General features: G+C 65.5%; 8 protein-coding genes. 4 read left to right on the top strand and 4 right to left on the bottom strand.

All coding sequences use genetic code 11. The annotated features are described in order from the left end of the window. Positions 1-79 precede the first annotated feature (79 nt). From SALLO_RS0105070 to ppdK, 4 genes are all read left to right on the top strand, one after another. Entirely contained in the window at positions 80-10,564 is a 10,485-nt protein-coding gene (locus tag SALLO_RS0105070; protein ID WP_169577887.1) for a LamG-like jellyroll fold domain-containing protein, read from the top strand. A 44-nt stretch (positions 10,565-10,608) separates the two neighbouring features. Further along, a complete protein-coding gene (locus tag SALLO_RS0105065) occupies positions 10,609-11,028 on the top strand; it encodes a fibronectin type III domain-containing protein (RefSeq protein WP_022835236.1) in 420 nt (139 codons plus the stop codon). A gap of 48 nt (positions 11,029-11,076) precedes the next feature. After that, the gene (locus SALLO_RS0105060) at positions 11,077-14,052 is read left to right on the top strand and encodes an FG-GAP-like repeat-containing protein (protein WP_022835235.1); all 2,976 of its coding nucleotides are present in this window, start codon (positions 11,077-11,079) and stop codon (positions 14,050-14,052) included. A 332-nt stretch (positions 14,053-14,384) separates the two neighbouring features. Further along, the gene (gene ppdK, locus SALLO_RS0105055) at positions 14,385-17,036 is read left to right on the top strand and encodes a pyruvate, phosphate dikinase (protein ID WP_022835234.1); all 2,652 of its coding nucleotides are present in this window, start codon (positions 14,385-14,387) and stop codon (positions 17,034-17,036) included. A 61-nt stretch (positions 17,037-17,097) separates the two neighbouring features. Here ppdK and SALLO_RS18820 read toward each other — a convergent pair whose 3' ends face one another. From SALLO_RS18820 to SALLO_RS15325, 4 genes are all read right to left on the bottom strand, one after another. Next, positions 17,098-21,012 (bottom strand): ATP-binding protein, encoded by a 3,915-nt coding sequence (locus SALLO_RS18820; protein WP_022835233.1) that lies wholly within the window; start codon positions 21,010-21,012, stop codon positions 17,098-17,100. 815 nt (positions 21,013-21,827) lie between these two features. Then, entirely contained in the window at positions 21,828-22,739 is a 912-nt protein-coding gene (locus tag SALLO_RS0105045) for a hydroxymethylglutaryl-CoA lyase (RefSeq protein ID WP_022835232.1), read from the bottom strand. A 176-nt stretch (positions 22,740-22,915) separates the two neighbouring features. Then, a complete protein-coding gene (locus tag SALLO_RS15330; RefSeq protein WP_169577886.1) occupies positions 22,916-25,078 on the bottom strand; it encodes an insulinase family protein in 2,163 nt (720 codons plus the stop codon). A 53-nt stretch (positions 25,079-25,131) separates the two neighbouring features. Then, positions 25,132-26,667: a M16 family metallopeptidase gene (locus SALLO_RS15325; RefSeq protein WP_228702773.1), complete on the bottom strand. Its 1,536-nt coding sequence runs from the start codon at positions 26,665-26,667 to the stop codon at positions 25,132-25,134. Between the last annotated feature and the right edge of the window lie 123 nt (positions 26,668-26,790).

Raw genomic sequence — 26,790 nt, 5'->3', positions numbered from 1 at the left:
TGCTACACGAGCTGGCGGATCGGCCGATCCGCCAATCTTGAAGACAAAAGACGTAATCATGATTGCATCTACGAGTCGCATGCTATTTCGTCGTTTTGTTGCAGGTTTTTTGGTGGCGCTTGCCGTGTGGGGCGGTACCGCGCTTTCGGCGGCCGCACAGTCGGGAGCGCAGGCGCTTGTACTGGACGGCACCGACGATCAGGTCGTGCTGTCTCAGTCTGCTGCGTTTGACTTCACGGGTAGCTTTACCGTTGCGTTTTGGCTGAAAGCCGACGGTTTTGCCACGCCCAACGTGCCCATTGTGGCCAAAGGAAGTGGAAGTTGGGCGATCCGGCAGTCCGGAGCCGAAGGCACGCTCGTATTTGTGAGCACGCACGGCGGCTCAACGTCGCGCTTAGAAGGCCGCACGCCGGTAGACGACGGGCAGTGGCATCACATCGCCGTGGTGTACAACGCCGCGACGGGCGACAAGACGTTGTATGTGGATGGCAGGCGTGATGGCACGGCCACAGCTATGGGGCCGCTGGCGCAAAACACGGCCCCGGTGCGCCTTGGCGCCGCGGCAGCACCGCCCACCGCTACGCTCGCCGCCCAGCTTGACGACATCCGCTTTTGGTCGGCCGCCCGCTCGCGCGATCGCATCCGGCACAGCCTGTGGCACCCGCTGGAGGGTGACGAAGCAAACCTGCTTGCTTACTATCCGGCCAACACGCTGCCCACCGCCAGTGGAGCGACCGTGCTGGCCGACCGAGGCCCCAGCGGACTGGACGGCACCGTGCAGGGCGACGCCCGCGTGCAGCCCGCGCCAACGCCGCAGGCCCTTCAGCCCGTGGTGGCCAGCGACGCGCTGTACGAAGACCGGGTGGAGCTGCGGTGGCCCGATCCGGCAACGATTGTCCCTGCAGCCGCGCTGTTGCGTGTTACCCGAAACGGCACCGTATTGGCGTACCGCTCCACCGGCGATAGCACGTACGTCGACGACACGGGCGCCTCGGACGTAGCCTACGCGTATTGCCTGGACGTCACCATTGACGGCCAAACCTATACCTACGCTTGCGACGACGGCACACGCTCGTTTCGACCGGCAGCAAACGTGCGCGCCTCCGACGAGATGTTCACCGATCAGATTGCGCTGACGTGGCGCGATGCGTCGCAAGTGGAAGCGGGCTACCGGGTGTACCGCGACGGGCAGCAGGTGGCCGTGCTCGAGGCCAACGTGCAGCAGTACGCCGATACAAGCAGCGCGTTGGCGCCCCTGCGCGACCATCGCTACTGCGTGGCACCGTACGATGACGATGGCGAAGGACAGCGCGTCTGCGATGCCGGTCGGCTGGCCGAGGTGGTGCCGGTCGCTTCGGTGGAAGCCACTACGGGCACGTACAGCGACCGCGTCGTGGTGACGTGGCAGGATCCGGGGCCGGGCACGTCGGGCTACGTGATTACGCGCAACGACACGTCCATAGCCACGCTCAACGATCCGTCCCAGCAGCAATTTGTAGACCGAGCGAGCGTGCCCGGCGCAACGGCTACCTACTGCGTGCAGCGCGTGGAGGGGACGATCACCTCGCGGCCCCTCTGTGCTTCGGGCAGCGCCGGCACCCTGGCAGCGCCCACCGCGGTGCAGGCCACCGACGCGACCTACGACGACCGGGTGGCCCTGCAGTGGACCGACGCCGCCACCGCCGAGGCCCGCTATCTGATCTACCGGCAACCGGGCCTCCCCACCGCCACGCCCGACACCGCCGCCATGACGCGCGTCGCTACCCTTGCCTCCGACGCCGCTGCCTACACCGACCGCGCCGCCGTACCCGGACAGGTGTACACGTACTGTGCCGTAGCGGCCACCAACGGCAATGCTCGCACCCAGCTGACGGGCACCGATCCGGTCGGCCGCACCGTAGACGCCTGCGACACCGGCCGCCGGAGCGTGGTGCTGGCACCCACCAACGTGGCAGCCACCGACTCCGTGGCCGAAGACCGGGTCCGCATCACGTGGAACGATCCTGCCACGCGCTCCTCCTTCTATCGCATTTATCGCCGCAACGCCGGGGCGTCGACCCTTCAGGCCATTGCGACGCCCTCGAAGCAAACCCGCACGTACGTCGATGAGAACGCTCCGCCCAACGCGCGCCACGAATATTGCGTGTCGGCCTTTACCGAACAGGGCAACGAATCGGCGCGGACGTGTACGTTTGGCAGCCGCGAGGTGAACAAGCCCACCGGCGTAACGGCCACCGACAACGAGCGCGAAGACCGCGTGCGGGTGGAGTGGGCCGACAACTCGCGCGTGGAGGCGGGCTACGGCATCTACCGGCGGCCCATCACGGCCGAGGGGCAGCCCACAACGCCCGACTCGACGCTCGTGCATACCACGCTGCGCAACGAGCAGGTGCTCATCGACACCACCGGCGTGCCCGGCCAGCGGTACCGCTACAGCGTCGTGACGGCCATCGCCTTTGCCGGCGACACGCTCGCAACCAGCGCGGGCGCCGATGCCGGGATGCGGACGCTGCAGCCGCCCACGGCCGTCGAGGCCAGCGACGGCACCTCCGAGACCGAGGTGGTGGTTACGTGGACAGATCAGTCGGCGGCGGAGGACGGCTATCGCATCACGCGCATCGCGGCCGACGGGACGGAGGCCGTCGCGGGCCAGGTGCCCGACAACGTCACGGCCTTTTCCGACACCACCGGCCTGCTGGGCGTTACGTACACGTATCAGGTGGTTGCCTTCGATGACGACGGCACCTCCACCGCGGATAGCGACGAAGGCGCCACCATGATTCTGCCGCCGGGCTCGGTCACGGCCTCCACGAGCTACACCGATCGGGTGACCATCACCTGGGTCGACCAATCCACCCGGGAGGATGCATACCGCGTGCTGCGCGATGGCGAGGCGCTTACCACCCTGGCCGCCAACCAAACCACGTACACCGATGCCAGTCTTGCAGCGGGCGCCGTAGCATCCTATTGTGTTGAGACGCTGAGCGCCAGCGGCGAGGCCTCCGAGCGCATGTGTGATGAAGGGGAACGCCTAGGAAGTGGCAGCGGCATTACGCAAGCCCAAACCGTTGCGCTCGCCAATCAAATTCAAGGCGGCGACACCGACTTCAACGAGTATTTTGGCAACGACTTGGATGCCACCGATGAGTATCTGGGCATTGGCCATCGGGGGCAGCGTGAAGACTTGACCGGCACCGCGCACATCTACAAACGTACGGGCGGCACCTGGGAAGAGATGGGCGAGCTAGGCGCCGTGAGTCCCAATTCGTACGGACGCTTTGGCCTGGATCTTGGCATTGGTAATGGTGCGATCGTCGTGGGCGAATCAAAAGTGAACGAGATCGTGCAGTTCACGCCGACCGACGATGGGTGGGGCAACCCCGACCTCATCGTAGACGACGATTACGACAACGGCGTTGGAGACGAGATGGATATAGCCGTTGACGATAGCTTGGCCATTCTGGCGTATGGCGGCTTCAACGGAACGATTGTGATTCGTAATTTGAAAAGTGGAGACACTGTAGACCTATTTAATGGGACGCTTTTTCAGACCGAAGACACCGGTACCCCATGGGAGGAAACGGCCGTTGCCATTCTGGGGACCCGCGTGCTGATTGGCGACACCGACCGCAATTTTGTATATTATCACGAGCGCGCGCCGGATGGAACGTGGCCTCAACAGTTTTCGGTCTCTGGTAATGCACAGGGCTTCGATGAATCGTTTGGGGGCAGCGTAGCCCTCACGGAACGTCACGTCATTGTCGGTGCGCCCAACGCGAGCGGCGGCGACGGGCGGGTGTACATCTTTAACCGCCAAAGTGAACTCGTGCAGACGCTACAGCCGGCAGGGGACGGCACTAACAACGCACAATTTGGCACGGATCTCCACGCCGAGCCTAGCGGGTTGTTGCTTGTGGGCGCCCCGGGGCAGGCCGCGGGCGGCCGGGCCCATCTCTTTCAACTCGACGCCCGCGGCATCTACGGGCGGTCCATCATCTTTCAGGCCGAGGGCGACCCCGCAGGCGACGGCTTTGGGCGGACGGTAACCTTTGGGGCGGGCGATGTGATCATCGGCGCGCCCGATGCCAATTCCGAGACGGGGGCCGTGTACGTGTCGAGCCTCGCCGCCCCGCCCGAGGGCGTGGTGGCCTCCGACGGGGCCTACCGCAACCGCGTGAGCCTGTCGTGGAGCGACGCCTCGGCCGATGAAGACGGCTACCGCATCTACCGCGACGGCACGCTCATCGCGACCACCGGGCCGAACGAAACGAGTTACCGCGATACCGATGCCGCCCCGGGCAATACCTACGCGTACTGCGTAACGGCCTACGAGACGGAAGTGGGCTTCGAGACGGATCGCATTTGCAACCGCGGCTGGCGCGCCCCCGACGGGGCCATTTCGGGGCGTACCCAACTACAAGACGGCAGCGCCTTTGCCGGCGTTAACATATGCCTCTCGCCCAGTCCTAACGGGGCGCTCGTGCTGGACGGGGCCGGCGGGTATGTGGCCATCCAGGATCTTGCCGGCAACCTGCCTCCGGCCTTTACGCTGTCTGCCTGGGTGAAGCCTGCTTTGGGTGGATCCGCCAAAGATGCGGTGTGGGGCCTGAACACAAACGAGGGCGGAAACAAGTTCACCCTCCGGTACAACCACGACACGCAACGCTTTGAGCATTACGACACCGACAATCAAACGCAGGCCAGCGCTGACACGTTTGCGCCGAACGCCTGGCACCACGTAGCGCTTTCCGTTGCGGCCGACGGCACCGGACAGCTGATCGTCAATGGCACCCTGCAGGCATCGTTTATGATTTCGTCATCAGTGCGGCCGGACGCCAACGACCTATTCTCGCTGGGCCAAGAGTACGATGAAGCCGGCGGAGAGCGTCAGGCAAGCGACTTTTTTGCCGGGCAGATTGACGACGTGCGGCTGTGGCATACAAATCGTACGGCGGCGCAGGTAGAGGCCCACCGGTTTGAGCCGCTAGACGGCACCGAGGACGATCTAATGGCGTATTGGCCGCTCGACGAGCGCGGCGGTACGGCCGGGGCCAATGTGGCCAGCGACGACGGCGCGTTCTATGCCGTGTACCAAAACGGCGCCGGACCAGCCGAGCAGGGCGCGCCGCTCAACGCGTGCGTCCGCACCGGGGCCGACGGCACCTACAGCATCAGCGACTTGCGGTATGGCGACGGCATCACGTTCGCCGTCATTCCGCAGAAACCCCCGCACGTCTTTCAGCCCACGCGCACCAGCGTCACCCTCAGCCCGCAGACGCCGGTCCAAAACCAGGTCCGCTTCACTGACCAAACCAGCCTGCCGGTATCAGGCACCATCCAGTACGCCGGTACGCAGTGTCCGGCGACGGGCGTGAACATGCTTGTGGACGGCGAGCAGGAAGCATCCACCGACACGCAGGGCGCATTTACTGTGGGCGTCATTCCGGGCACGCACACGCTGCGGCCCGTGCTGGATGATAACGCCAGCGGAACGCACACCTTCACGCCCGAGCAGCAAACGCTCGACGTGACGGGCGCCCGCACCGACGTCAACTTTGAAGACACCACCACCCGCCGCTTGACGGTGGACGTGCACGGCGGCTGCGGTTTTTCGGTAGGCATCGCGGAGCTCAAGATTCGCTCCACCAACGGCTGTTACACGCGCACCGTAGAGACCAATGCGCAAGGCGTGTTCACGGCCGAGCTGCCGCCGCAGGAGTACACGGTGCAGGTGACGGGCGTGCGCGACGTGCCCGACCCCAGCCAGAAGGTGGCCATCGAGAAGTTCTTTGCCCAGCGTGGCGCCATCAACGTCGACCTTGCGCCGGCCGACACCACGGTGGAGCTCATCTACCGGGCGCCCATTCAGGTGGCCGTTAAGGAGTGGCCCGAGGCGGCTAGTTGCAGCAACGTGAGCGTGCCGGTGGTGAAGCGCAATCAGGAGCTGAACCTGCGCATCCAGGTGGCCGAAGACTACGGCAACGGCAACTTGTGCCCCGTAGAAGACGCATCGGTGACGGTTTACGACGAGCTGGCCGACCGCGGCGACGACCCCGTCACGGCCACCACCGATTCCACCGGTGCCATTTCGTACCACACCTTCGGACGCTCGCCCAACCTGATTGCCGGGCGCGTGGTGAACGGGATCGACCGCTCGTACCAGAAGTCGCTGTCGGTAACCGCTGAAGTGTCCACCCGCCGCGATGCCACCACCCGGTGGGCCATTGTGGAGGGCCTGCGGGCGCGCGAAGGCACGCAGTTCATCACGCGGGCTGTAGAGCTGCCGGTGGCTGTGCTGCGCGACCCGCCGGGCGATGGGTCGTACAGCTACCTCTCGGAAGGCACCGAGGTATGCAGCAGCACCTGGACGGAGTCGGGCCTAGCACTTTCAAACGCTACTGCTGTAACGGCGGGCGTAAACACCGAGGTGCAGGTGGGCTGGTGGGGCTTTTATGCCGACGTCGAGGTCCTTGCCGTGGGCGGTGTAGGCGTGACGGTGTCGCAGAGCAGCACCAACGGCGAACGCTTCTCAGTGTGTCAGACGACCACCGAGCGCCTGCAAACGTCTGCCGCGCCGGGCGCCACGGGCCGGTCGGCCGATGTGTTCATGGGGGCGGGCATCAACTTCGTATTTGCCACCTCCGATGTGCTCAAGGTGCTGGGCGAAGACAAGGCCGCATGCGAAATCAGAAAGTCGCAGACTGTCTCCTTCCAGCCCGACTCTATTTCAACGACCTATGCCTACACCCGCCAACACATTGAGGAGACGCTCATCCCCGAGCTGCAAGACCTGAAGACCGACGATCGTGAGGGTCGCCTCGATTACGACGATGTGATTGCGCTGTGGGAAAATATCCTGTACGAGAGCGATCGGCTGGCCAGCGAGGCCGAGCTTATCGAAAACAGAAGCTTTAGCAGCGGCAACAGCTTTCAGTACGAAGAAACGCGCACGCAGCGCAGCGCCACCTACTCGTCGGTGTTCACCTCGGTGGCTACGCGCATCTTTGCCGAAGTGGGGGTGCTGAAACCAGCTGTAGCGACTTTGGCCACCGAGACGGTGATTACGCCGTCGGATGCGTCCGGCAGCGAGCAGAGCAACCAGCAACAGCGCACGTGGGGCTACGTGCTGAGCGACGACGACGCGGGGGATTCGTACACCGTGGACATCAAGAAAGACCCGCGCTACGGAACGCCCGTCTTTCAGACGCGCTCGGGCACCAGCTCGTGTCCGTTTGAGCCGGCCCGCGAGCCGTTCGATACGTTCTCGTCCTTCGCAGCCGATCGGGCCGCATGGTCGGCGTTTGAGGGCGACGTGCTGACCACCCGCCGCGACAAGGTGGAGCTGAACGTAAGCAACGGCATCAGCCGGCAAGTGAGCGTGGCGCCAGACGAGGCGGCCACGTTTGGGCTGACGCTCGTCAACGACAGCCCGTCCGATGAAACGCGCTCCTACGCGGTGCGCCTCCTGAACGAATCGAATCCGAAGGGGGCCATCGTGAAGGCCAACGGCGCGGCCATCAGCGGCGGCAGCGGGTTGCCCTTTGAGGTGGGCCCCGGGAAGGCGCGCAACCTCACCTTGACCGTAGAGCGCGGCGCGCGCGGCTTCCGCTACGATTCGCTGGCCGTAATGGCGTATCCGCCGTGCGATCTGGCGGCCGGCGGCGAGGTGCCCAGCACCGACACCGTCTATGTCAGCGTCACCTTTCAGCCGCCCAGTTCGCCCATTGCGCTGGAGAGCCCCGCGCCGGGCTTTGCCATCAACCGGGCCACAAAAGACGCGCCCTTCGACGTGAGCTTCTCCGGCTTCTCCGTTGACACCACCGACACCGGCCATCGCCTCTCCGAGGTTGGCGTCTTCATTCGTCCGGCCATCGACCTGAACGGCGGGTTTCCGCCCCTGCAAACAACAGCCAACGGCGACAGCTCGGCCGCCGACAGCCTACGCGGGCCGCGCTATTTGAAAGGAGAAGCTGCTCGCGCGCTCTTCCGCCGCATCGAGAATGGAGCCGCCGCAAAGGCCACACAAGGCGTTGAAGCGCTGGAAGATTGGTCGCAGACGCTGCTTGTGGCGACGCGGCAAAACATTCTGCAGCTCAACGACTGCGCCAACGAAGCGTGCGACCTGAGCGACATTACGACCTACTTTGAGCGCACGCAATACCGCGGTCCGGATGGGGTGTACGAGATTGCGGCCTACACCAAAACGACCAACGCGGAAGGCACCGTGACCGGTGCGTACGTGGCCGAGCCGCGACGGATTATTGTGGACACGAAGCGCCCGCGGGTGCATGGCACGCCCGAGCCGGCCGATGGTCTGCTGACAGCCGGCGACGATATAGCCGTCACGTTCGACGAAACCGTGGCCTGCGCTACGGTGCGCGCCAACGAGAACGTGACCCTGGCCTACGCCGATTCGACGGTGGGCGGGCGCATTCCCATCACGCCCACCTGCGACGGCCGCGTGCTCTACCTGCAACCCCGCGATCCGGAAGCCCTCGCCCAGGCCGAAGACCAGCGCCTCGTTGCGACGGTGACGGCTGCGTTGACAGAGGACGGCGGCGTGCAGCGCGATTCCGCGGGTCCGCTGAGCCTGACCGATCGGGCGGGCAACCCCCTGCCGGCGTCGGTGGATTGGCGGTTTACCGTTCAGCAGCGCGGCCTTACGTGGACGCCCGCGGCCGATACGCTGCGCCTTGTGCGCGGGACGACGGGACAAGTAAGCACGCGCCTCACCAACTTCCGCACCCAGCTGGTTGATTACGGACTGACTGCCTCGGGGGACGCTCTGACAATCGAAGGGCCGACCGCAGCCCCCGATCCGCTGGCGCCTGGCGCGTCCCGGACCGTTACCATCAACGTAGCGGCCGACCGCCGACCCGGCACGTACATCGATACGGTGCGCGTAACCGGCGTAGGAGCCCGCGCCGCCTTGTATCGCCTCACGACAATCATTGAACGGCCCGAGCCCGCCGTGCGCACGCCGCAGCAGGTATGGGCGCAATCGACGCCTCAGCAGCACGTGGATCTGCGCTGGACGCCAGGGGACAAAGGCGCGGCGCGGTATCAGGTGTACCGCGGCTCGAATGCTCGCTTTGACACCACCGGCGCCCGCGTGGCGACGGTGCGGGGGCAGCGGTCGCAGTACGTCGACAGCACCGCACAGGTGGGCGCGACGCATTACTACCGCCTCGTGGCCCGCGCGGCCACCGGCGAGATGAGCGCGCCCTCCGAGGCGGCCTCCATCTTCCTCTACCCGCGCACCGTGGCGGCCCACACGCAGCGGTCGTTTGCGGGCGGCGACGATCCGCAGGACTTCCGCCTCGTCGCGCTGCCGGGCGCCGTACAACAGCGCCTCACCGAAGCCCTTAACGGAACGCCCGGCGACGACTGGACGGCCTACGCCGACCGTGGCACGTCCGAGGATCCGTTCGTCGAAATTGACGCTGCCTCCGATCGGGCGTTTACGCCCGGCCGCGGCTACTGGCTGCGCCAGCGCGAGGCCTGGACCGTCGACAAAACGGTGCAGACCGTTGACCTCCGGGGCGATACCGTCGCGGTCATTGATGTGCACGACGGATGGAATATCATCGCCAACCCGCTGGACAAAGACGTGGCGTGGGCGGCGGTGGAACAGGCCAACGCTGCCAACCTGCAGGCGCTCTGGCGCTTCGCGGGGCGCTACACACGAGCGCAAACCTTTGCCTCGGCAACCACCGGCGAGGCGTTCTACTTCCTGAATGACCGGGGACTGGATTCGCTGGTGGTGCCGTATCCCGGCGCGCCCTTTGTGCAGCAGACGTCCAGCGAAAAATCGACGTCCAAAGCCAGCGCCGCCCGCACGTTGACCCTGGCCACCTTTTACGACGGCACGCACACGGGGCAGGCCACCATTCAGCTGGCCCCCGACGCCCGCGTGGGCCGCGACGCGCTCGATCAGGTGGCGCCGCCCGCCCGGTTTGAGGGGCCGCGCCTGCGCCTGCCGGTGGCCGATCCGCCGTCGCCGCGGCAGCGCTGGTTGGCTCATGAGGCGCGCCCCGCGGGTACCGACGGGCAACGCGTAAACCTCACGCTTCACGCCCCGGCCGGATCGCACGTGCGCATCGACGCCCGCACGGTGAATGCCCTCGACGTACCCGCCGTGCGCCTCGTGGAGCGCGCCACCGGACGCATGATCGACCTGACGCAGCGCCAAAGCTTTACGCTGCAGGTGGAGCACGCCCAAACGCCGCTTGTGCTGCTGATGGGCACGACGGCATTTGTGGAAGAGGCCTGGTCGTCCATTGTGCCGCCTACGGTGCGCCTGCGCGCCAACTACCCGAATCCGTTTCGGACGCAGACGACCATCGAGTACGCCGTGCCCAAAGCGGGCCCCGTGCGGCTGGATGTGTACGATCTGCTTGGACGGCGCGTGGCGACGCTCGTCAATGCCACGCAGAAGGCGGGCTGGCACCGCGTGCGCTGGAACGCGACCGCCGGGCGCCAGCGCCTCGCGAGTGGCGTCTACTTTGGCCGCCTGCGCGTGGGCGGCGAGGTGCGCACGCACAAGATGGTCATCGTGCGCTAAACCGGGCCGCTCCGCTGCTTTCCAACCAACCGCCTACGCCTCGTATGTACCGACTATCTCGCCAGGTATCGCTGATCCTGAGCATCGTGCTCGTTGGTAGTCTTGCCGGATGCGATAACCAGACGCCGCGCGCGCCGCTGCCCGCCCCCCAACAACTTACGGCCACGCCCACCGACGGCACCATCGTGCTTCGGTGGACCGCCGGCGGCCCGGCCCCCGATCGGTACGGCTACATCGTGTACCGCGATACCGTGGCCATCGTCGCGCCACCGGCGGTTGCGCAGCGGCTGGATGGGATTCGCGCCGATTCGTTGGCGCCGGACACCCTCGCGTTTGTGGATCGCAGCCCGACGCCCGGTACGGTGTACCATTACCGCGTGACGGCGGTGCGGGCCTCGGGGGAGGAGAGTCCCCCGTCGTCGCAGGTGCGCGCCACCGTCTTTCCAGCGCCGGTGCGTCCGTAGTGCCGCTGCGCCCCCACGTTGTCCTCTGTCCCGATACGTCCTCGTCTCATGCGTCTTCGCATCTTGCTTTTCACCATCGCCGGGTTGCTCGCGTGCCTACCGAGCCGTGCGCAGGTGGCGTCGCGCACCGTCACGTCCTCCATTGAGGAACCGCGGGCCCTTGCCGCGGCCGACCTCACGGGCGACGGCCGCGCAGAGATCCTCACCGCGGCGCAAGGCACCGATACGGTTGCCTGGTACGAAGCCACGGCCGATAGCACCTTCACGCGGCACGTTTTATCCGATGCAATGCAAGGGGCGGCCTCGGTGACGACGCCCGACCTTGACGCCGACGGCGACCGCGACGTGCTGGCTACAGCGTACGATACCGGAACGGTTTATTGGTTTGAGAATCGAGGCGCGGGGGCGACGCCGCGCTTCACGGGCGCACAACCGGTAGGGACGGGGCTGCTTGGCGCGATCGATGCCCGCGCGGCGGATGTGGACGGCGACGGCGATCGGGACATGGTGGCCGCAGGCTTTTTGAGCGATCAGGTGGTGTGGTACCCGCAGCAGGCCGACGGGTCGTTTGGGGCGCCGGACACCCTCGCCACCGACCTTGACGGCGCGCGCCGCGTGCTTGCGCTGCACAACTCGGAAGCAGCGCGTCCGACGATTTTTGTGTTGGCGCAGCGTGCCCAAACGCTCGTGGCACTGCAGCCGACTGCTGCGGGCGGCGTTCAGCCGGTGCGTGTGACGACCTTCCCCGAGCGGCCGCGCGATGTGCACGCCGCAGATATCGACGGCGACGGCACGACCGACCTGCTGGTCGCGCACGACACGGCCATCGTGTGGCTACGGAACACCGTCCAGGGCTTTGAGGCTCCGCAGGCCATCATGCCTATTCAGGGCGGATATGCCGTGGCGGCTTCGGATTTGGATGCGGACGGCGATGCGGAGGTGCTGGCGGCTGCAAATACCGGCGATGTCATCTGGTGGGTCGAGAATCGGTTGCGCCAGGATGGCACCTTTGCGGCGCCCGATGCGGTGGGAGGCCCTGCCGATGGCGCCGTGGCGGTAACAACCGCACGGGTGAATGCCGATGCGGCCCCCGACGTGGTGTCGGCGGCGTGGTGGGCGCGTACCGTGCGCGTGGATTACAGCCAGGGGTTGGGCGTGCCGCGGCCGCCGCGGGACGTTACGGCGGCGCCGATACGCGAACAATCCGTGGAGGTCGCGTGGGCCCCGTCGCCCGCGCCTGACGTGCAGGCGTATGCGATCTACCGCTCCGCTACGCCTTTTGGGGATGCTGTAGCCAATGAGCCGGTGGGCACGGCACCGGCAGCGGCTACGTCGTACACCGACACAGGCCTGAGCGCCTCCACGACGTATCACTACCGCGTCGCCGCCATCGATCGCGAGGGACGCCTCGGGCCGCCCTCCGACACCGCCCAGGCCCGTCCCCGGCCGGTGGCGCCGCGCGCGCCCACCCTCACATCCGTCCGCGTGGCAGACGCCACGGCCACCGCGCGGTGGCGTGCGAGCACCGCGCCCGACGTGGTGGGCTATCACGTGTACCGCGCCCGTCAGCCGTTTGAGACGGCATCTGCGGCGCTTCGTGTGACCGAGGCACCGGTTGCGCAGCGTCAGTTTGCCGATGCGTCGTTGGAAACCGGCGGAACGCTCTACTACCGCGCGGCCGCCGTCGACACCGCCGGACTGCAAGGTCCGTTGTCAAACACTGTGCGTGCGTTCTACTACCCGGCGCGCGTCAGCATCAACGCCGTGCGCACCTTTGGCGAGGCGCGCGCAGTGACCGACTACCATCTCGTGGCGCTGCCGGGCCGCACCGACGTTCCGTTGCGCACCACCGTGCCGGGCACGCCCACCGTCGACTGGCAGGCGTACTGGGAGCCGGGGGCGCAGCGCGACTCGCTAGTTGCGTTTGATGAGGGCGCGGCCGACCGGTTTGTGTTTGCGCCGGGCCGCGGCTTCTGGCTGATTGGAACCGTGCCGTGGCGCGTGGAGGCGCAGGTGCCCACGGTGCCGCTGCGGGGCGATTCGGCGGCCGTCATTCCGGTGCACGCCGGGTGGAACATCATTTCAAATCCGTTGGAGAAAGATGTGCTGTGGGCCGATGTGGCGCGGGCCAATGGCGGCGCCCTGCAGCCGCTGTGGCGCTTCGACGCGGGCTTTCAGCAAGCATCGTTGTTTCAGTCGGCGCGGGGCGGGGAAGGCTACTACTTCTTGAATACCACCGGCCGCGATTCGCTGCGCATTCCCTACCCCGGCGCGCCGACTCCGCCCATCGCGAATGCCGAAGCTCCTACGCTGGCGCTGACCGTGCGCGACGGCGACGGGCACGCCTCAACGGTGCGCGTACGCTTCCGCCCCGACGCCCGCGCAGGCACCGACCGCTTCGATCAGTTTGCGCCGACAACGCGCTTCGAGGCCGTCAGCTTGCGCGTGCCGATGCCCGAGGCGCCGCATCCGGAGGCTACGGCCCTGGCCACAACGGTGCAGCCGACGCCCGACGAGGGAGGGCGCATTCCGCTCACGTTGCACGCGGCCCCCGGTACGCGCGTGCAGCTCACCCTCAGCGGTCCGTTGCGTCAAGCGACAACGCCCGCCGTGCTGCACCATCCGGCCACCGGCGCGCGCTACGCGCTGGGCAGCAAGCCACAGGCGATTTCGGTGACAAAGCCGCGCACCGCGCTCGCGTTGCTCTTGGGGCCTGCGGCAAAACAGACATCGACAGCCGCACCGCCCGCTACGGCAACGCTCCGTCCGCCGTATCCCAACCCGGTGCGCGAGCACACGACCCTCGCGTATGCCCTCCCCACGGCCCAGCGCGTGCAACTGCAGGTGTACGATGTGCTGGGCCGCCGCGTGGCCACGCTCGTCGACGCGCGTCAGGCGGCGGGACGACATGAGGTGCAGTGGGCGCCGGAAGCAGACGCTCAGGCGTTGCCTAGTGGGGTCTATTTCGTGCGGTTGCAAACCAACGGCGCCGCGTACACACGTAAGCTTGTGCTCGTGCGCTAAGGCCTGGTCTGTCAGGGAGCATGGCCATCATCGCGGGCTGCCGTCACGCAGATGTTGCCTGCGTGGCGGACGAGGGGCCGGTGATGAGTGGCCGTCGGGGTGTTGTTTATCAAGAAACCGCCGTTCGCTTCGATCCCCACGCGGTTGTCAGGGCAGCCCCCACCCGAGATGTCCGGACTACAGGACCAAACGTACGTTCGTGTAAGGCGTTATTAGTCCCACGGCGTTTGTGCTGCAATTCTCAAGGCTGTGTGGATGAGACGTTGCCTCCGTTGCGCGGCCAAACGACGTGTTTTGCATGGCCGGTCCTTCCGAACCAAGCGCTCCATGGTATGCCCCACGACTCAGATACGACGTTCGTTTACCGCTTTGGCGATGGCTCCGCTGAAGGCAGCAAAGAGATGAAAGCGCTGCTGGGCGGAAAAGGCGCCAACCTCAACGAGATGAGCGCCCTCGGCCTGCCCGTCCCGCCGGGCTTCACCATCACCACCGAGGCGTGCCACTACTACAACGACCACGACGGCGACTGGCCGCGTGGCATGCAGGACGAAGTGGAAGGCGGCATCGCGCACCTCGAAACGCTCATGGACCGCACGCTGGGCGACGCCGAGGCGCCGCTGCTCGTCTCCGTGCGGAGCGGCGCAGCCGTTTCGATGCCTGGCATGATGGATTCGGTGCTCAACCTGGGCCTGAACGATGACACCGTAGCGGGCCTCGCCCGCGCCACCGGCAATGCGCGCTTCGCCTACGACGCCTATCGTCGCCTCATCGACATGTTTGGCGACGTGGTGGCCGGCGTGCCGCACCGCCGGTTCGAAGACGTGATGACCGAGCTGAAAGACGAGCGCGGCGCCGCGAACGACCTCGACCTCACGGCCGATGACCTCCGCACACTCGTCGATCGCTACCGCGCCCTCTTCGAAGACGAGACGGGCGAACCATTTCCCAGCGACCCGCGCGAACAGCTGCGCCGCGCCATCGACGCGGTGTTCGACTCGTGGCGCAACGAGCGCGCCGTCAAGTACCGCAAGATCAACAACATCACAGGGCTGCGCGGCACGGCCGTCAACGTGCAGGCGATGGTGTACGGCAACATGGGCGAGCAGAGCGGCACGGGCGTCTGCTTCACCCGCAACCCTGCCACCGGCGAGAATAAGCTCTTCGGTGAGTTCCTGCCGAACGCACAGGGCGAAGACGTCGTGGCTGGCATTCGCACCCCGCGCGACATCCAGGAGCTGCAAGACCTCATGCCGGCGATATATGACGAGCTGCAGGAGGTCCGCCGCACGCTCGAAGCGCACTACGGCGATATGCAGGACCTGGAGTTCACCATTCAGGACGGCACGCTCTACATCCTCCAGACGCGCGACGGCAAACGCACCGGACCCGCCGCCATCAAAATTGCCGTGGATATGGTGGATGAAGAACTCATCGACCGCCGGCGCGCCGTGGCGCACCTCGTTGAGCCCCGCCATCTCGACCAGCTATTGCATCCGCACTTCGACGAGGACGCCGACTACGAGGACGACGTCCTGGGCACCGGGCTGCCCGCGTCCCCCGGCGCGGCCGTCGGCAGGGCCGTCTTCTCGGCTGACGATGCCGAAGCAGCAGCCAAGAATGGAGAAGACGTGATCCTCGTCCGCACCGAGACGAGCCCCGAGGACGTGGGCGGGATGGATGCGGCGCAGGGCATCATCACGTCGCGCGGCGGCATGACCTCCCACGCGGCCGTCGTGGCCCGCGGCTGGGGCAAGCCCTGCGTAGCCGGCTGCGACGCCCTCACCGTCTACGAAGACGAGAAGCGGTTCACGAACGGTTCGGTCACCATCCACGCGGGCGACTGGATCTCGATGGATGGCGCGACGGGCGCGGTCATCCGCGGCAAGGTGCCGCTCGTGGAGCCCGAGATGACGGGCGCCTTCTCCACCTTCATGGCCTGGGTCGATGAATTCCGCACGCTGGGCGTGCGCGCCAATGCCGACACGGCGGACGACGCCCAGCAGGCCCTCGACTTTGGCGCGGCGGGCATCGGGCTCTGCCGCACCGAGCACATGTTCTTCGGCGATGAACGCATCCTCGCCATGCGCGAGATGATCCTGGCCGACACGGAGGACGCCCGGCGCGACGCCCTCGACGCCCTGCGTCCCCACCAGCGCAGCGACTTCGCAGATATCTTCCGCGTGATGGACGGCCACCCCGTCACCATCCGCCTGCTCGATCCGCCGCTGCACGAATTCCTACCGAACGACGCCGCGGGCCAGAAGAAGCTGGCCGAGCGCGCCGGCGTCTCGGTCGATGCCGTGCGCGAAAAGGTCGAGGCGCTCGAAGAGTTCAACCCGATGCTGGGCCACCGCGGCTGCCGCCTCGGCATCACCGTGCCGGCGCTCACGGAGATGCAGACGCGCGCCATCATCGAGGCCGCGCTCGACGTGCAGGCCGACGGCATCTCGGTACATCCCGAAATTATGGTACCGCTCGTCAGCACGCGGGCCGAGTTTGACGACCAGCGCCGCGTCATCGAGCGCACCATCCAGACCGTCTTCGACGAGCGCGAGGCGTCTGTCGACGTGCACATCGGCACGATGATCGAGGTGCCGCGCGCCGCCCTTCAGGCCGAATCGATTGGCGCGGCCGCTGACTTCTTCTCGTTCGGCACGAACGACCTGACGCAGATGACATTCGGCTACAGCCGCGATGACGCCGGGTCCTTTCTGCCTTCTTACGTGGATGAAGGGCTGCTGCCGGAGGATCCGTTTCAGGCGCTCGACCAGGAGGGCGTGGGCGAACTCGTGCGGCTGGGGACAGAGCGTGGCCGCACGGCCAATCCCGAGCTTCCGGTCGGCATCTGCGGCGAGCACGGGGGCGAGCCCTCCTCGATTGCCTTCTGCTACGAGGCAGGCCTCGACTACGTCTCCTGTTCGCCCTTCCGCGTGCCCATTGCCCGATTGGCCGCCGCGCAGGCCGCGATTAAAGCGGACGCGTAACGCCGAGTACCCCGCGCCGACGGCTACTCAACCTCACGGAATCGACAGTGCAGCGGGGCCGCTACGACGCGGCATCTGTAGCGGCCGCCTGCAGCTCCGACGGCGGATAGCCGAAGCGTTCGCGGAATCGGTTGGTGAAGTGGGCGACGCTCTTAAAGCCCACGCCGTACGCCACCTCGCTGATGGTGCCCTCGTCGTTGCGTAACAAGGCGCGCGCCGCGTCGAGGCGCATCTCCCAGATGAGTGCGCTGGGCGACTGCTCGGTGTAATCCTTGAGCTCGCGGTACAGCTTCGAGCGGCTCACGCCCACCGCCTCGGCTAGGGCGCGCACGCCGAACGATTCGTCGCTGATGTGGTCGCGGATGGCCGCGCGCACCGTATCCAAAAAGTTGGGGGCTTGCGGAGGCGGGCCCGGGTGCCCGTCGGATGAAAAGAGATGCGCCGGTTGCTCTTGTTGAAAGCGGTTGCGCAGGCGCATGCGCTGGTCGATGAGGTTCTGAATGCGGGCGCGGAGCTCCTTGGGTTCAAAAGGCTTGGTGAGGTACGCGTCGGCGCCGGTGGCCAGTCCGTCTAGCTTGTCGGGTAGCGTAGCGCGGGCCGTGAGGAGAATGACCGGGATGAAGTCGAGGGCCGGGTCGTCGCGGAGCGTGGCGAGCAGTTCGGTACCGTCCATGGTGGGCATCATCACATCGGCCACGATGCAGTCGGGCGGCTGGGCACGGGCATGCGCCAGGGCCCGCGCGCCATCCGGTGCGGTCATCACGCGGTAGGCCGGCGTCAGCACGCGGCGCACATAGGTACGGATGTCGGCGTTGTCGTCGACGACCAGAACGAGCGGGCGCGCGTCGTCTGCGGCAGCGGCCGCGTCATCAGGGGCCGACGCAGCCGTGGCGTCGTGTGATGCGGCCGGAAGGGATTGGGGCGTGGTGCGCAGCGGGGCAGACGTGCGCGCGGCGGCCTCGGGGCGCCAGGTCACATCGGGGCGGCCAACCAGTGCGGTGGCATCGGCCGGGAGCGCCAGGGTAAACGTAGCGCCGTCGCCGGGTGTGCTCTCCACGGTGAGGGTACCCCCGTGGCGCTCGGCCAGGGCGCGGGCCAACGAGAGGCCCAGGCCGCTGCTTGCACCGGCCGAGCGCCCCTCAACCTGGTGGAAGCGCTCAAAGATGTGTTCCTGCGCTGCAGCCGGAATCCCGGGCCCGGTGTCGGCTACGGCTATGCAAACGGCGCCGTCGTGCACAGCGGTTGAGAGCGTAACGGTGCCACCGGCCGGGGTGTGCTTAAACGCATTGCTGAGCAGGTTCGTCACGATGGTTTCCAACTGCTCGGGGTCCGCCAGCACCGGGGCATCGACGAGGGTGCGGCGGAAGGTGAGGCTGCGCCGCTCGGCCAATCCCACAAACGACTGCGCCAGCGTAGACAAAAAGGGGTGCAGGCCGATGCGCTGCATGCGCAGATCGAGCGTGTTGGCTTCCAGCCGGGCAATATCGAGCAGCTGATTGACGAGCGTGAGGAGGCGGCGGTTGTGGTGGAGAATTTGCTGCAGGTCGCTCTGGAGTTGATCCGGCAGGTCGTCGGCCGCGCGCCACGTGTCGAGCAGCCCCAGCGTTACGGTGAGGGGCGTGCGAAACTCGTGGCTGATGTTGGTGAAGAAGCGCGATTGGGTCGTGTTGAGCGATGCGATGGCGTCTTTCTGCTCGGCCACGGCGGCAAGGGCATCGGCGGTGCGTTGCTTCTCGGCGCGTAGCGCTTCGGTTTGGGCGTCCACGGTGCGTTCCAGCGCGGCCTGCCGCTGCTGCAACCGGCGGGTGCGCCAGCGGACGGCGCCGTAGCCCAGGCCAACCGCGGCGCCCACAGCCCCCAGAAGCCAGGCGGCCCACGCAAGCGGCGTGCGGTACCAGGGCGTCTCCACGACGATGGGCAGGGTGGCAATGGCCGAGCGGCGGCCCGCGGCGGTGCGTGCCTGAATGGCTATCGCGTGGCGGCCCGGACGCAGCCGCGCATAGGTGACCGACGGCCGAGCCGACCACTCCGACCACCGGGCGGTGGGGCCAGGCCGCGTGCGGTATTCCACGCGGGCCGTGTGCGAAAAGAGCGGCAGCGCGAACGATACACGCACGTTTTGCGTGGCGGGTGCGAGTTGCGGCACCGGTCCCGCCGGGCCGCCATAAACCAGCGAGTCGTCGGGCGCTACAGTGATGCTGCGCACGATGGGAGGCGGCAGCGCGTCTGGTGCGGAGGTGGGCCACGGGAAGGCGCGAAAGCGGCGGCGGTTGACGTGAATAAGCGCGCCCGGTTCGTTCACGGCCACCCACAGCCCGCGCGCCCCGATGGCCAGATCGTAAACCACCGACGGACGCGTAGCAGCCACCGGACGCCCGGGCTGCCAGCCGGTCGCCGTACGGCGGAGGGGGCGCAAGATGGATGCATCACGGCGCGCGTTCATGTCGGCCGCGCGTCCCCACAACCAGTCCGTCGGACCCCGCTGCAGCGACGTGACAAACTGATCCGAACGGGCCCAGCGCGGAAGCAGCGTAGAATCGGGGCGGAAGCGTTGCGTGGCGGCGTCAAAGCGATAGAGGCCCTGGCGCGTGGCGAAATAGACGGTGTCGCGGATGCTGTGCAGCGTCAGATCGATAAGCACCGGCAAGCCGTCATCGAGCCCCCAGCGCGTCACGCGCGGATTTTCGCGTTCGGGGTGCTCGATGCGGAGGGCGCCGTTGGCAAAGGTGGACGCCCACAAGGTGCCGCCGGCTGTTTCGACCACGTGCGTGACAGACGCATCGTGGGTTCCGGGCAGCATGCGGTCGAGCGTCCAGCGTCCGTCGCGCACGACCAACCGCCCCACACCGCCATTCCGAAAGCCGACGTAGGCGTACCGTGCGGAGGGGGCCGGGAGCGTAAGCGTACGCACCACCTGTTCTGCTTTATCGGCTGTAGACAGCACGCGATACGATTCCTCAGGGGTATACACGTAAAGGCCGGTTTGCAGCGCGACGAGCAGCCCTTGCGGCGTAGGTTGTATATCACTACACGTGACAGTGGGCAACGGAAGCAGCTCAAACGTCGGGAAGGCGCCCGCCCGGGGGCGCATGCGGTATACGCCTGCATTGGTTCCTAACATGAGTTTCTCCTGGAACCACGCAACGGCATTGACGGACGTGTCGAAGCCCAAATGGTTGGTTACATAGGTGTAGGGCGAGGCCACGTCGATGCGCGCGATGCCCTGGTTGAGAGCGGCCCACAGGTTGCCCTCGCGGTCTGTCCGCAGGAAGTGTACTTTTTGATCCGGCAGCCCGTTTGACTCATCTAAGACGTACAGGCGCTCCCCGCGTGCCGTCATGCGGAGGATGCCGCCGCGCCGCGTGCCCAGGGCATAGGTACCGTCGGGCAGGCGCACGCCATGGTACAACTGGTTGCGCAGCAGCCACGGCTCCACGGGCCAGTCCACCGGCCGAATTGTGCGGCCCGTGTAGATGAACAGCCCCTGGGTGCGCGTGCCGATAAGCAGCTGATGATTCCGGTACGGCAGCAACGCGTAGATGCCATCGCGGCCGCCGAGCGAGAGCCCTCCCGGCAGCGGGCGCAGGGTATGGCCGTCGGCATACAGTAAGCCCACGCCGCGCATTTGCACGTAGAGGGTGTCACGCACCACAAACGAAAAGAAAAATTCGCGCGCCGCGGGAGGCGCCAGCTGCGAGGTATCGGCAGACGCCGGAAACTGGATATCGGTGGTGTGCCAGACGTGCAGCGTGTCGTTTTTCCACTGAAAGAGGCGTTGGGTGGTAAGGAAATAGGCTGCCCGCGACGTGGCACTGGTCTTCCACACCGTCCCAAACGGATCGGCCACGGCCTGCGAATCAGACAGCGCTTCGTACGTCATGCGCCCAAGCGAATCCGGGCGCAGCCAGCCGAACGTACCCTCGCTGCCCACAAGCACCCGGCCCGGCGTGGGATGCTCGGGGGGCGTCGTCGTCACAGATGCGACGCGTCGTCCCCGGTGCCCGGTAGCTTCTGAGGCGCCTACAGGAATCGCACCCCAGCGCGCCCCATCAAAGCTCAGTAGTCCTTCTTGGTTGCCGACATAGAGGATGCCGTTGGGGCCCTGCGTTATGGACCAGTTTTGGCGGTGGCCGACCTTAACGTCGCCGCGCCAGCTCGCGTAGGTGTCGGCGTCGTACGGTTCAATCCATGGAAGGCCGGTGGTGAGGCGCTGCTGGGCGGCTGCTACTGGTGGGCAGGAAGCGATACATGCACAAAGGAGAAAAGCAACGAAGCGTAGGCGACACATGAAGAGACCAACAGCAAATACCAGGCAGCAAGCAACCGTCCGGCGACCATTTCCAGGCCGCAGGTGAATGGACTGGCGTAAGCTAATGGAGCGCCTGATCAAAAACCAAAATCAATCGTAGCATTGAAGGTACAGATGTAAGCAATACAATCGCATGAGCAATCGTGAATCCGCCCTGTACGTTTCAAAGTTCAGCCCCCGCTTCCGGGGCATATCATTGTCATTGTACAAATTACTCCTGAACGGCACCAGGACGGACTCCCACTTGATGCGATTGCCCTGCAGATGCAAGCAACTGGTTGACGAACCGGCACCCGCTTGTTAACGTAACGTATAGAAACACACAAAAGCCCTTCCGGGCCATCCTCCCTGATAAAACCCAAGAGGCGTCATGAATCGTCGAGTAAAGCGTCAAATTATGATCGCTGTAGGCATCCTGGTCGGGTTTTTTGTCCTGATGGCCATTTTGGGACAGGTGGCGTAGGGTATGCAGCCGGTGCCGGTTACGCAGGCGTAGCCGCGCTGCGTTGCAAGAGGTGGTGCATGGTGCCGGGAAACGTCTTGTCCAAAAACGCCTCGATCTGGGTTGAGGCGCGGGCCACCGCACGGTAGTCGACGCCCGTGGTGATGTCCAGTTGTTCCAGCAGATAGGCCGTGTCTTCGGTTGCGATATTGCCGGTCGCGCCCTCAATGAAGGGGCAGCCGCCCATACCGGCCAGCGACGTATCGAACCAGGAGACGCCCACCTCCAGGGCAGCATACACGTTGGCCAGCCCCAGCCCGCGCGTGTCGTGAAGATGCAGCACCAGCGGCACGTCGCCGATAACCTGCTGCACCGCCTCCACCCGTTGCTGAATCATCCGGGGATTGGCCATGCCGGTCGAATCGGCGAGCGAGAGGGAGTCGAGGGGACGTTGCGCGAAATGAGCGGCCAGCTCGGTGATCTGCTCCAGCGGCGTATCGCCCGGCTCCTGATAGCCAAACACGGTCTGAAAGCCCATCTGGGCCGATAGGCCGTGGGCCGCGGCATAATCGAGCATGGCATCGGCCTGGGCCACCGCTTCGTCAACGCTCATGTTGGCATTGTCCTGGCTGTGGGCGTCGTGGGTGGCAATCGACAGGTCGACGTGCGAGAGTCCGGCCGCATGGGCACGCTCCAGCCCGCGCTGGTTCAGGGCCAGCCCGCTAAAGATGACGTCGTCGCGGTCCGGCAGCCCGGCGCATACCGCTTCGGCATCACGCATCTGCGGCACCCACTTCGGATGAACAAACGAGGCCGCCTGAATGCGCGGCAGGCCGGCGTCGGCAAGGGCGTTGATGATGGCGAGTTTGCGGTCGGTGGGAATAAACCGGTCCTCAAACTGAAAGCCGTCGCGCGGGCCAACGTCACACAGGGTTACGTGGTCGGGGAGCATAAGACGCCAAGTCGATGAAAGCGCTTTTTGGTGGATAGAGCGGACGGCAGGCACGGGGCGGACGTTCCCCGCGCAGGGCGCGAGTGGGGGGCACGGGCAATACAAACACAAACCGCCCGGCAGCGGGTGGCTGCCAGGCGGTTGCTTTCATGGTCGCAGAAGGAGAGCGAGCAGCGTCACTCTAGCGTGAAGGTGCCCTCCGCAATGTCGGGGTTCACCACAAACGCGGTGGTTTCGGTCGTGGCGGCCTTCGAGCCGTCGCGGAAAGTGACCAGCTTGGCGGGGACCATCACATCCCCGAACTGCTTGTAGCTGTCAATGACTGTGGTCGTCTCCATGGGGCCTTGTCGGGTCATGCCCGTGTAGGTGATACGCATGGGCCGGTTGGTGTCCGGGTCGAGGTACAGCGTCATGGGGTCGGCCTTGGGGGGCGTGACCTTCACAGCGCGGTACGTGGTGCCCTCAACGGTTTGCTCCCCGAGCGCCTCAGCCTTCAGGCCTTGCGCGTCGAGGTTGGCCATGAGGTACGGAATGCTGTACCATACCTGCTTGCGCCTTTGTTCGCGCATCGACGCGGGCATCTCGATCACGCCGCGGCCGGGTGCCTTGGCCTTCATGGTTTGTCCGTTGTCGACGGCCACTACGGTCATGCCGTTGGGCAAGACACGCTCGGCGCGCAGGGTGCCATCGGCCATGTTCAGCAGCAGCGACACCTCAATTTTCTGCTCGCCTGCAGGGCTCTGCACGGCCTGCGTCTGCTTGATGCGCATCGCCTGCAGGTTAGCATAGGCGGTGCCGCCCAGGGCCTTCTGGGCCGCCTGGAGCTGCGTCATGCCCGCTTTCATCGCGGCCGCTGAGGCGGGGGCGTCGGCCTTCGCAGTAGGCGGCTCGGTGGGGATCGACACGTCTACGGTGTCCACCGCTCCATCGGGAGCGAGCGTCGACAGGTCTTGCGAGAAGTCGGCCGTATTGCCCACCACAAGGATGTGGCTCTGCCCCGGGTACAGGTACTTCTGCGCCACGCGTTGCACGTCGTCGGCCGTTACCGCATCCAGCTTGTTCTTGGTCTGCTGGAGGAAGTCGGCCGGGTAGTCATAGTATGCATACGTCATGAGACGGGACAGCACCTCGCGCTCGGTGTCGAAGTTGAACACGAACGAGTTGAGGTAGCTGTCTTTCGCCAAGCTAATCTCCTCGGGCGTGGGCTTGTCTGTGCGCATGCCCTTCACCTCCTCCAAGACGGCATTGGCGGCCTGCACGGTCGTTCCGCTTTTGGTAAACACGCCCGCGTAAAAGCGCCCGGGCCGGTTGTACCCGGCAGTGTAGGCGCCAAAGACGGAATAGGCCAGTCCTTTGTCCTTCCGCACATTCTGGAACAGCCGTCCCGAGAAGCCGCCGCTCAGCACCTCATTCATGATGATGGTGGCGGGGTAGTCGGCGTCGTCGCGCTGCAGTTCCCCTACGTGCCCAATGAGCACCGTGCTTTGGTTGACATCAGATCGCGGCACGACACTCACCGAGGCCTTGCGGTTGGCCGTGGGCGTCGGTGGGGTGGGCTGCTCGAAGCCTGCCTTTGTGGGCCAATCGCCAAAGTGCTCACGTAGCTTGGCCACCATCGCTTCGGTTTCAAAGTCGCCCCACACGCTCAAAATGACGTTATTGGGGTGGAAGTACGTGTTGTAGAAATCGATGACATCCGCGCGGCTGATGCGGTCGATGGTGTAGTACTCCGGCGTGCGGGCGTACGGACTGTCTTCGCCGTACACAATCTTATCGAACACGCGGAAAGCCAGCTGCTGCGCGTTGTCGTTGCGGCGCGAGATCGCCGACTTTTGCTGTCTCTTGGCCAGTGATACCTTCTCCTCCGCAAAGGCCGGATCGATGAGCACGCTGGCAAACAGCGGCAGCACAGTGTCTATATGCTCGCTGAGGGTCGACATGAATGCAGATCCGGAGGTTTGACCGATGCCCGTCTCTACCGCGGCGCCCACATTTTCAAGCAACAGGTTCAGGGAATCGGGCGAGATCGTTTGCGTGCCGCCGGTACGCAGCACGGTGCCCGTGATGGAGGCGAGCCCGGCATGGTCGGCCGGCGCGTACACGCTCCCGGTGGCAATGCGCGCGGCGGCACTAATCGTGGGCAACTCGTGATCTTCGAGCAGCAGCACCGTGAGGCCGTTATCGAGCGTTACACGGGTAGGCTCGGGCGCTTGAAAGTCGCGGAGCGCTGGAAATTCAAGGTCGCGAACATCGTAGTCAACCGTTTCAATGGGTTGATCTTGGGCCGTTGCCACGGCAGGCAGCAACAGCGCAAGACAAACAAGAACGAAGCGTTTCATAGGATCCAAAAAGTCAGATGGAAAGAGTTGCGCGGGGTGCATGGCGCGGCGGCTTACTGGGCGCTCGCCGTGGGCGCGGCGTCATCGGCCGATTTAATCATGCCCACCGTGCGGTTGCTGCGCACAAAGGTATCCTGCGCGACGCGCTGTACATCCGCTGCGGTAACGGCTTGCAGGGCGTCGAGCCGGCGGAAGACGTTGCGCCAGTCGCCGGTGAGGGCTTCCATGCGCGAGAAGGCACGGGCGAGGCCGCTGTTGGAGTCGAGGCCCTGGATCAGGTTGGCGCGCGCCTTTGTCTTGGCGCGTTCAAGCTCTTCCTGCGTAATGCCTTCCGTCTTGATGCGCTCCAGCACGTCGTACACCATCTGCTCTACGCTATCGGGTGATACGCCGCGGTTGGGCACTGCAAAGAGCGCAAACAGCGACGGATACTTATCGCCGGGGAAGCTGGAGATAGCCTGAGCGTTCAGGGCTTTCCCGGTTTCTACGAGTTGCTTGTACAAGCGGCTTGTGCGTCCGTTGGAAAGCACCGAGGCGAGGATGTCGTACACCGGGTCGTCGGGGCTAAACATGCTGCCGCGATGATAGCCCATGATGATGAACGGCTGCGTCGACTCGCGGATGATAACGCGGCGTTCGCCAAGTTGCTTTGGCTCTTCGGTGGTTACCGGCAGGGGCGGCTTTTTGTCGGCCATGGGGCCAAAGTATTCCTGCGCCAGCGCTTTCACCTGCTCCGGATTCACGTCGCCGGCAATGCCAATGGTGAGGTTGCTGGCCACGTAGTACGTCTCGTAAAACTGCTTCGCCTGCGTCCGGGAAATCGTTTGCAGGTCCGACATGTGTCCAATGGTGGGCGCGCCATACGGATGCGCCTTGAAGGCCGCTGCGAGCGTTTCTTCGAGGAGCCGCCCGATAGGATTCGATTCGGTGCGCTGGCGGCGCTCCTCCATAACGACATTGCGCTCGGTGTAAAACTCACGCAGCACCGGATTCCGAAACCGATCGGCCTCCAGGGCAAAAAAGAGTTCGAGCTTGTTGGCGGGCAGGCTGTAGATGTAGCCGGTGGCGTCGGCGCTGGTGTACGCGTTGAGGCCCGCCACGCCATTGCGCTCCAGGAGGTTCTCGTACGCGCCGCCTGCCACGTAGCTCTGCGCCTCCTCGCGGGCCGCTTTGAATTTCTCCTCCAGGTTGCGCAAACGCGTCGAGTCGGCCAGGCGGCCCTTCGCGCGCTCAGCCATCAGCTCCTGGTAGATGTCGGCCTGGCGCTGCAGGGCGGCCATCTCCTTCTGGATATTCTTCGACCCAATCGACGTTGTCCCCTTAAACGCCATGTGCTCAAACATGTGCGCAATGCCGGTTTGCCCCTGCGGCTCATTGACCGAGCCCACGTCGGCGTAGGTATGGAAGGAGACCACCGGCGCGTCGTGCCGCTCGATGACGACAAACGTGAGGCCGTTGTCTAAGGTGAAGGTGGTGACATCGTCTGCGAACTGATCCATCATCGACTGCGCGTGGGCCGCGGGCGCGAGGCAAAGGATCAGCAGGAGCAGCCCGCAACAGCGAGCCATCTTTGAAAAACGAGAGAGCATATGTGTAGAGGGCGGTTGACGAGAAAGAAACCAAGCGGTTCGCGGTACCTATGCAGCATGCCGCACGTAACACACGGACACTGGTACACCGGTTGCCGTGTGTGCTATCACGCATACGAGACG

The sequence above is a fragment of the Salisaeta longa DSM 21114 genome (assembly GCF_000419585.1).
GTDB lineage: Bacteria > Bacteroidota > Rhodothermia > Rhodothermales > Salinibacteraceae > Salisaeta > Salisaeta longa.
Note: the sequence above shows the minus strand (reverse complement) of the source record. Positions and strands in the feature narration are given on the sequence as shown.

Bases quoted from the DNA above. Each gene is read 5' to 3' on its own strand.
- SALLO_RS0105070 (WP_169577887.1), top strand. From the start codon at position 80: ATGCTATTTCGTCGTTTTGTTGCAGGTTTTTTGGTGGCGCTTGCCGTG.
- SALLO_RS0105065 (WP_022835236.1), top strand. From the start codon at position 10,609: ATGTACCGACTATCTCGCCAGGTATCGCTGATCCTGAGCATCGTGCTC.
- SALLO_RS15325 (WP_228702773.1), bottom strand. From the start codon at position 26,667: ATGCTCTCTCGTTTTTCAAAGATGGCTCGCTGTTGCGGGCTGCTCCTG.
- SALLO_RS0105060 (WP_022835235.1), top strand. From the start codon at position 11,077: ATGCGTCTTCGCATCTTGCTTTTCACCATCGCCGGGTTGCTCGCGTGC.
- SALLO_RS0105045 (WP_022835232.1), bottom strand. From the start codon at position 22,739: ATGCTCCCCGACCACGTAACCCTGTGTGACGTTGGCCCGCGCGACGGC.
- SALLO_RS15330 (WP_169577886.1), bottom strand. From the start codon at position 25,078: ATGAAACGCTTCGTTCTTGTTTGTCTTGCGCTGTTGCTGCCTGCCGTG.
- ppdK (WP_022835234.1), top strand. From the start codon at position 14,385: ATGCCCCACGACTCAGATACGACGTTCGTTTACCGCTTTGGCGATGGC.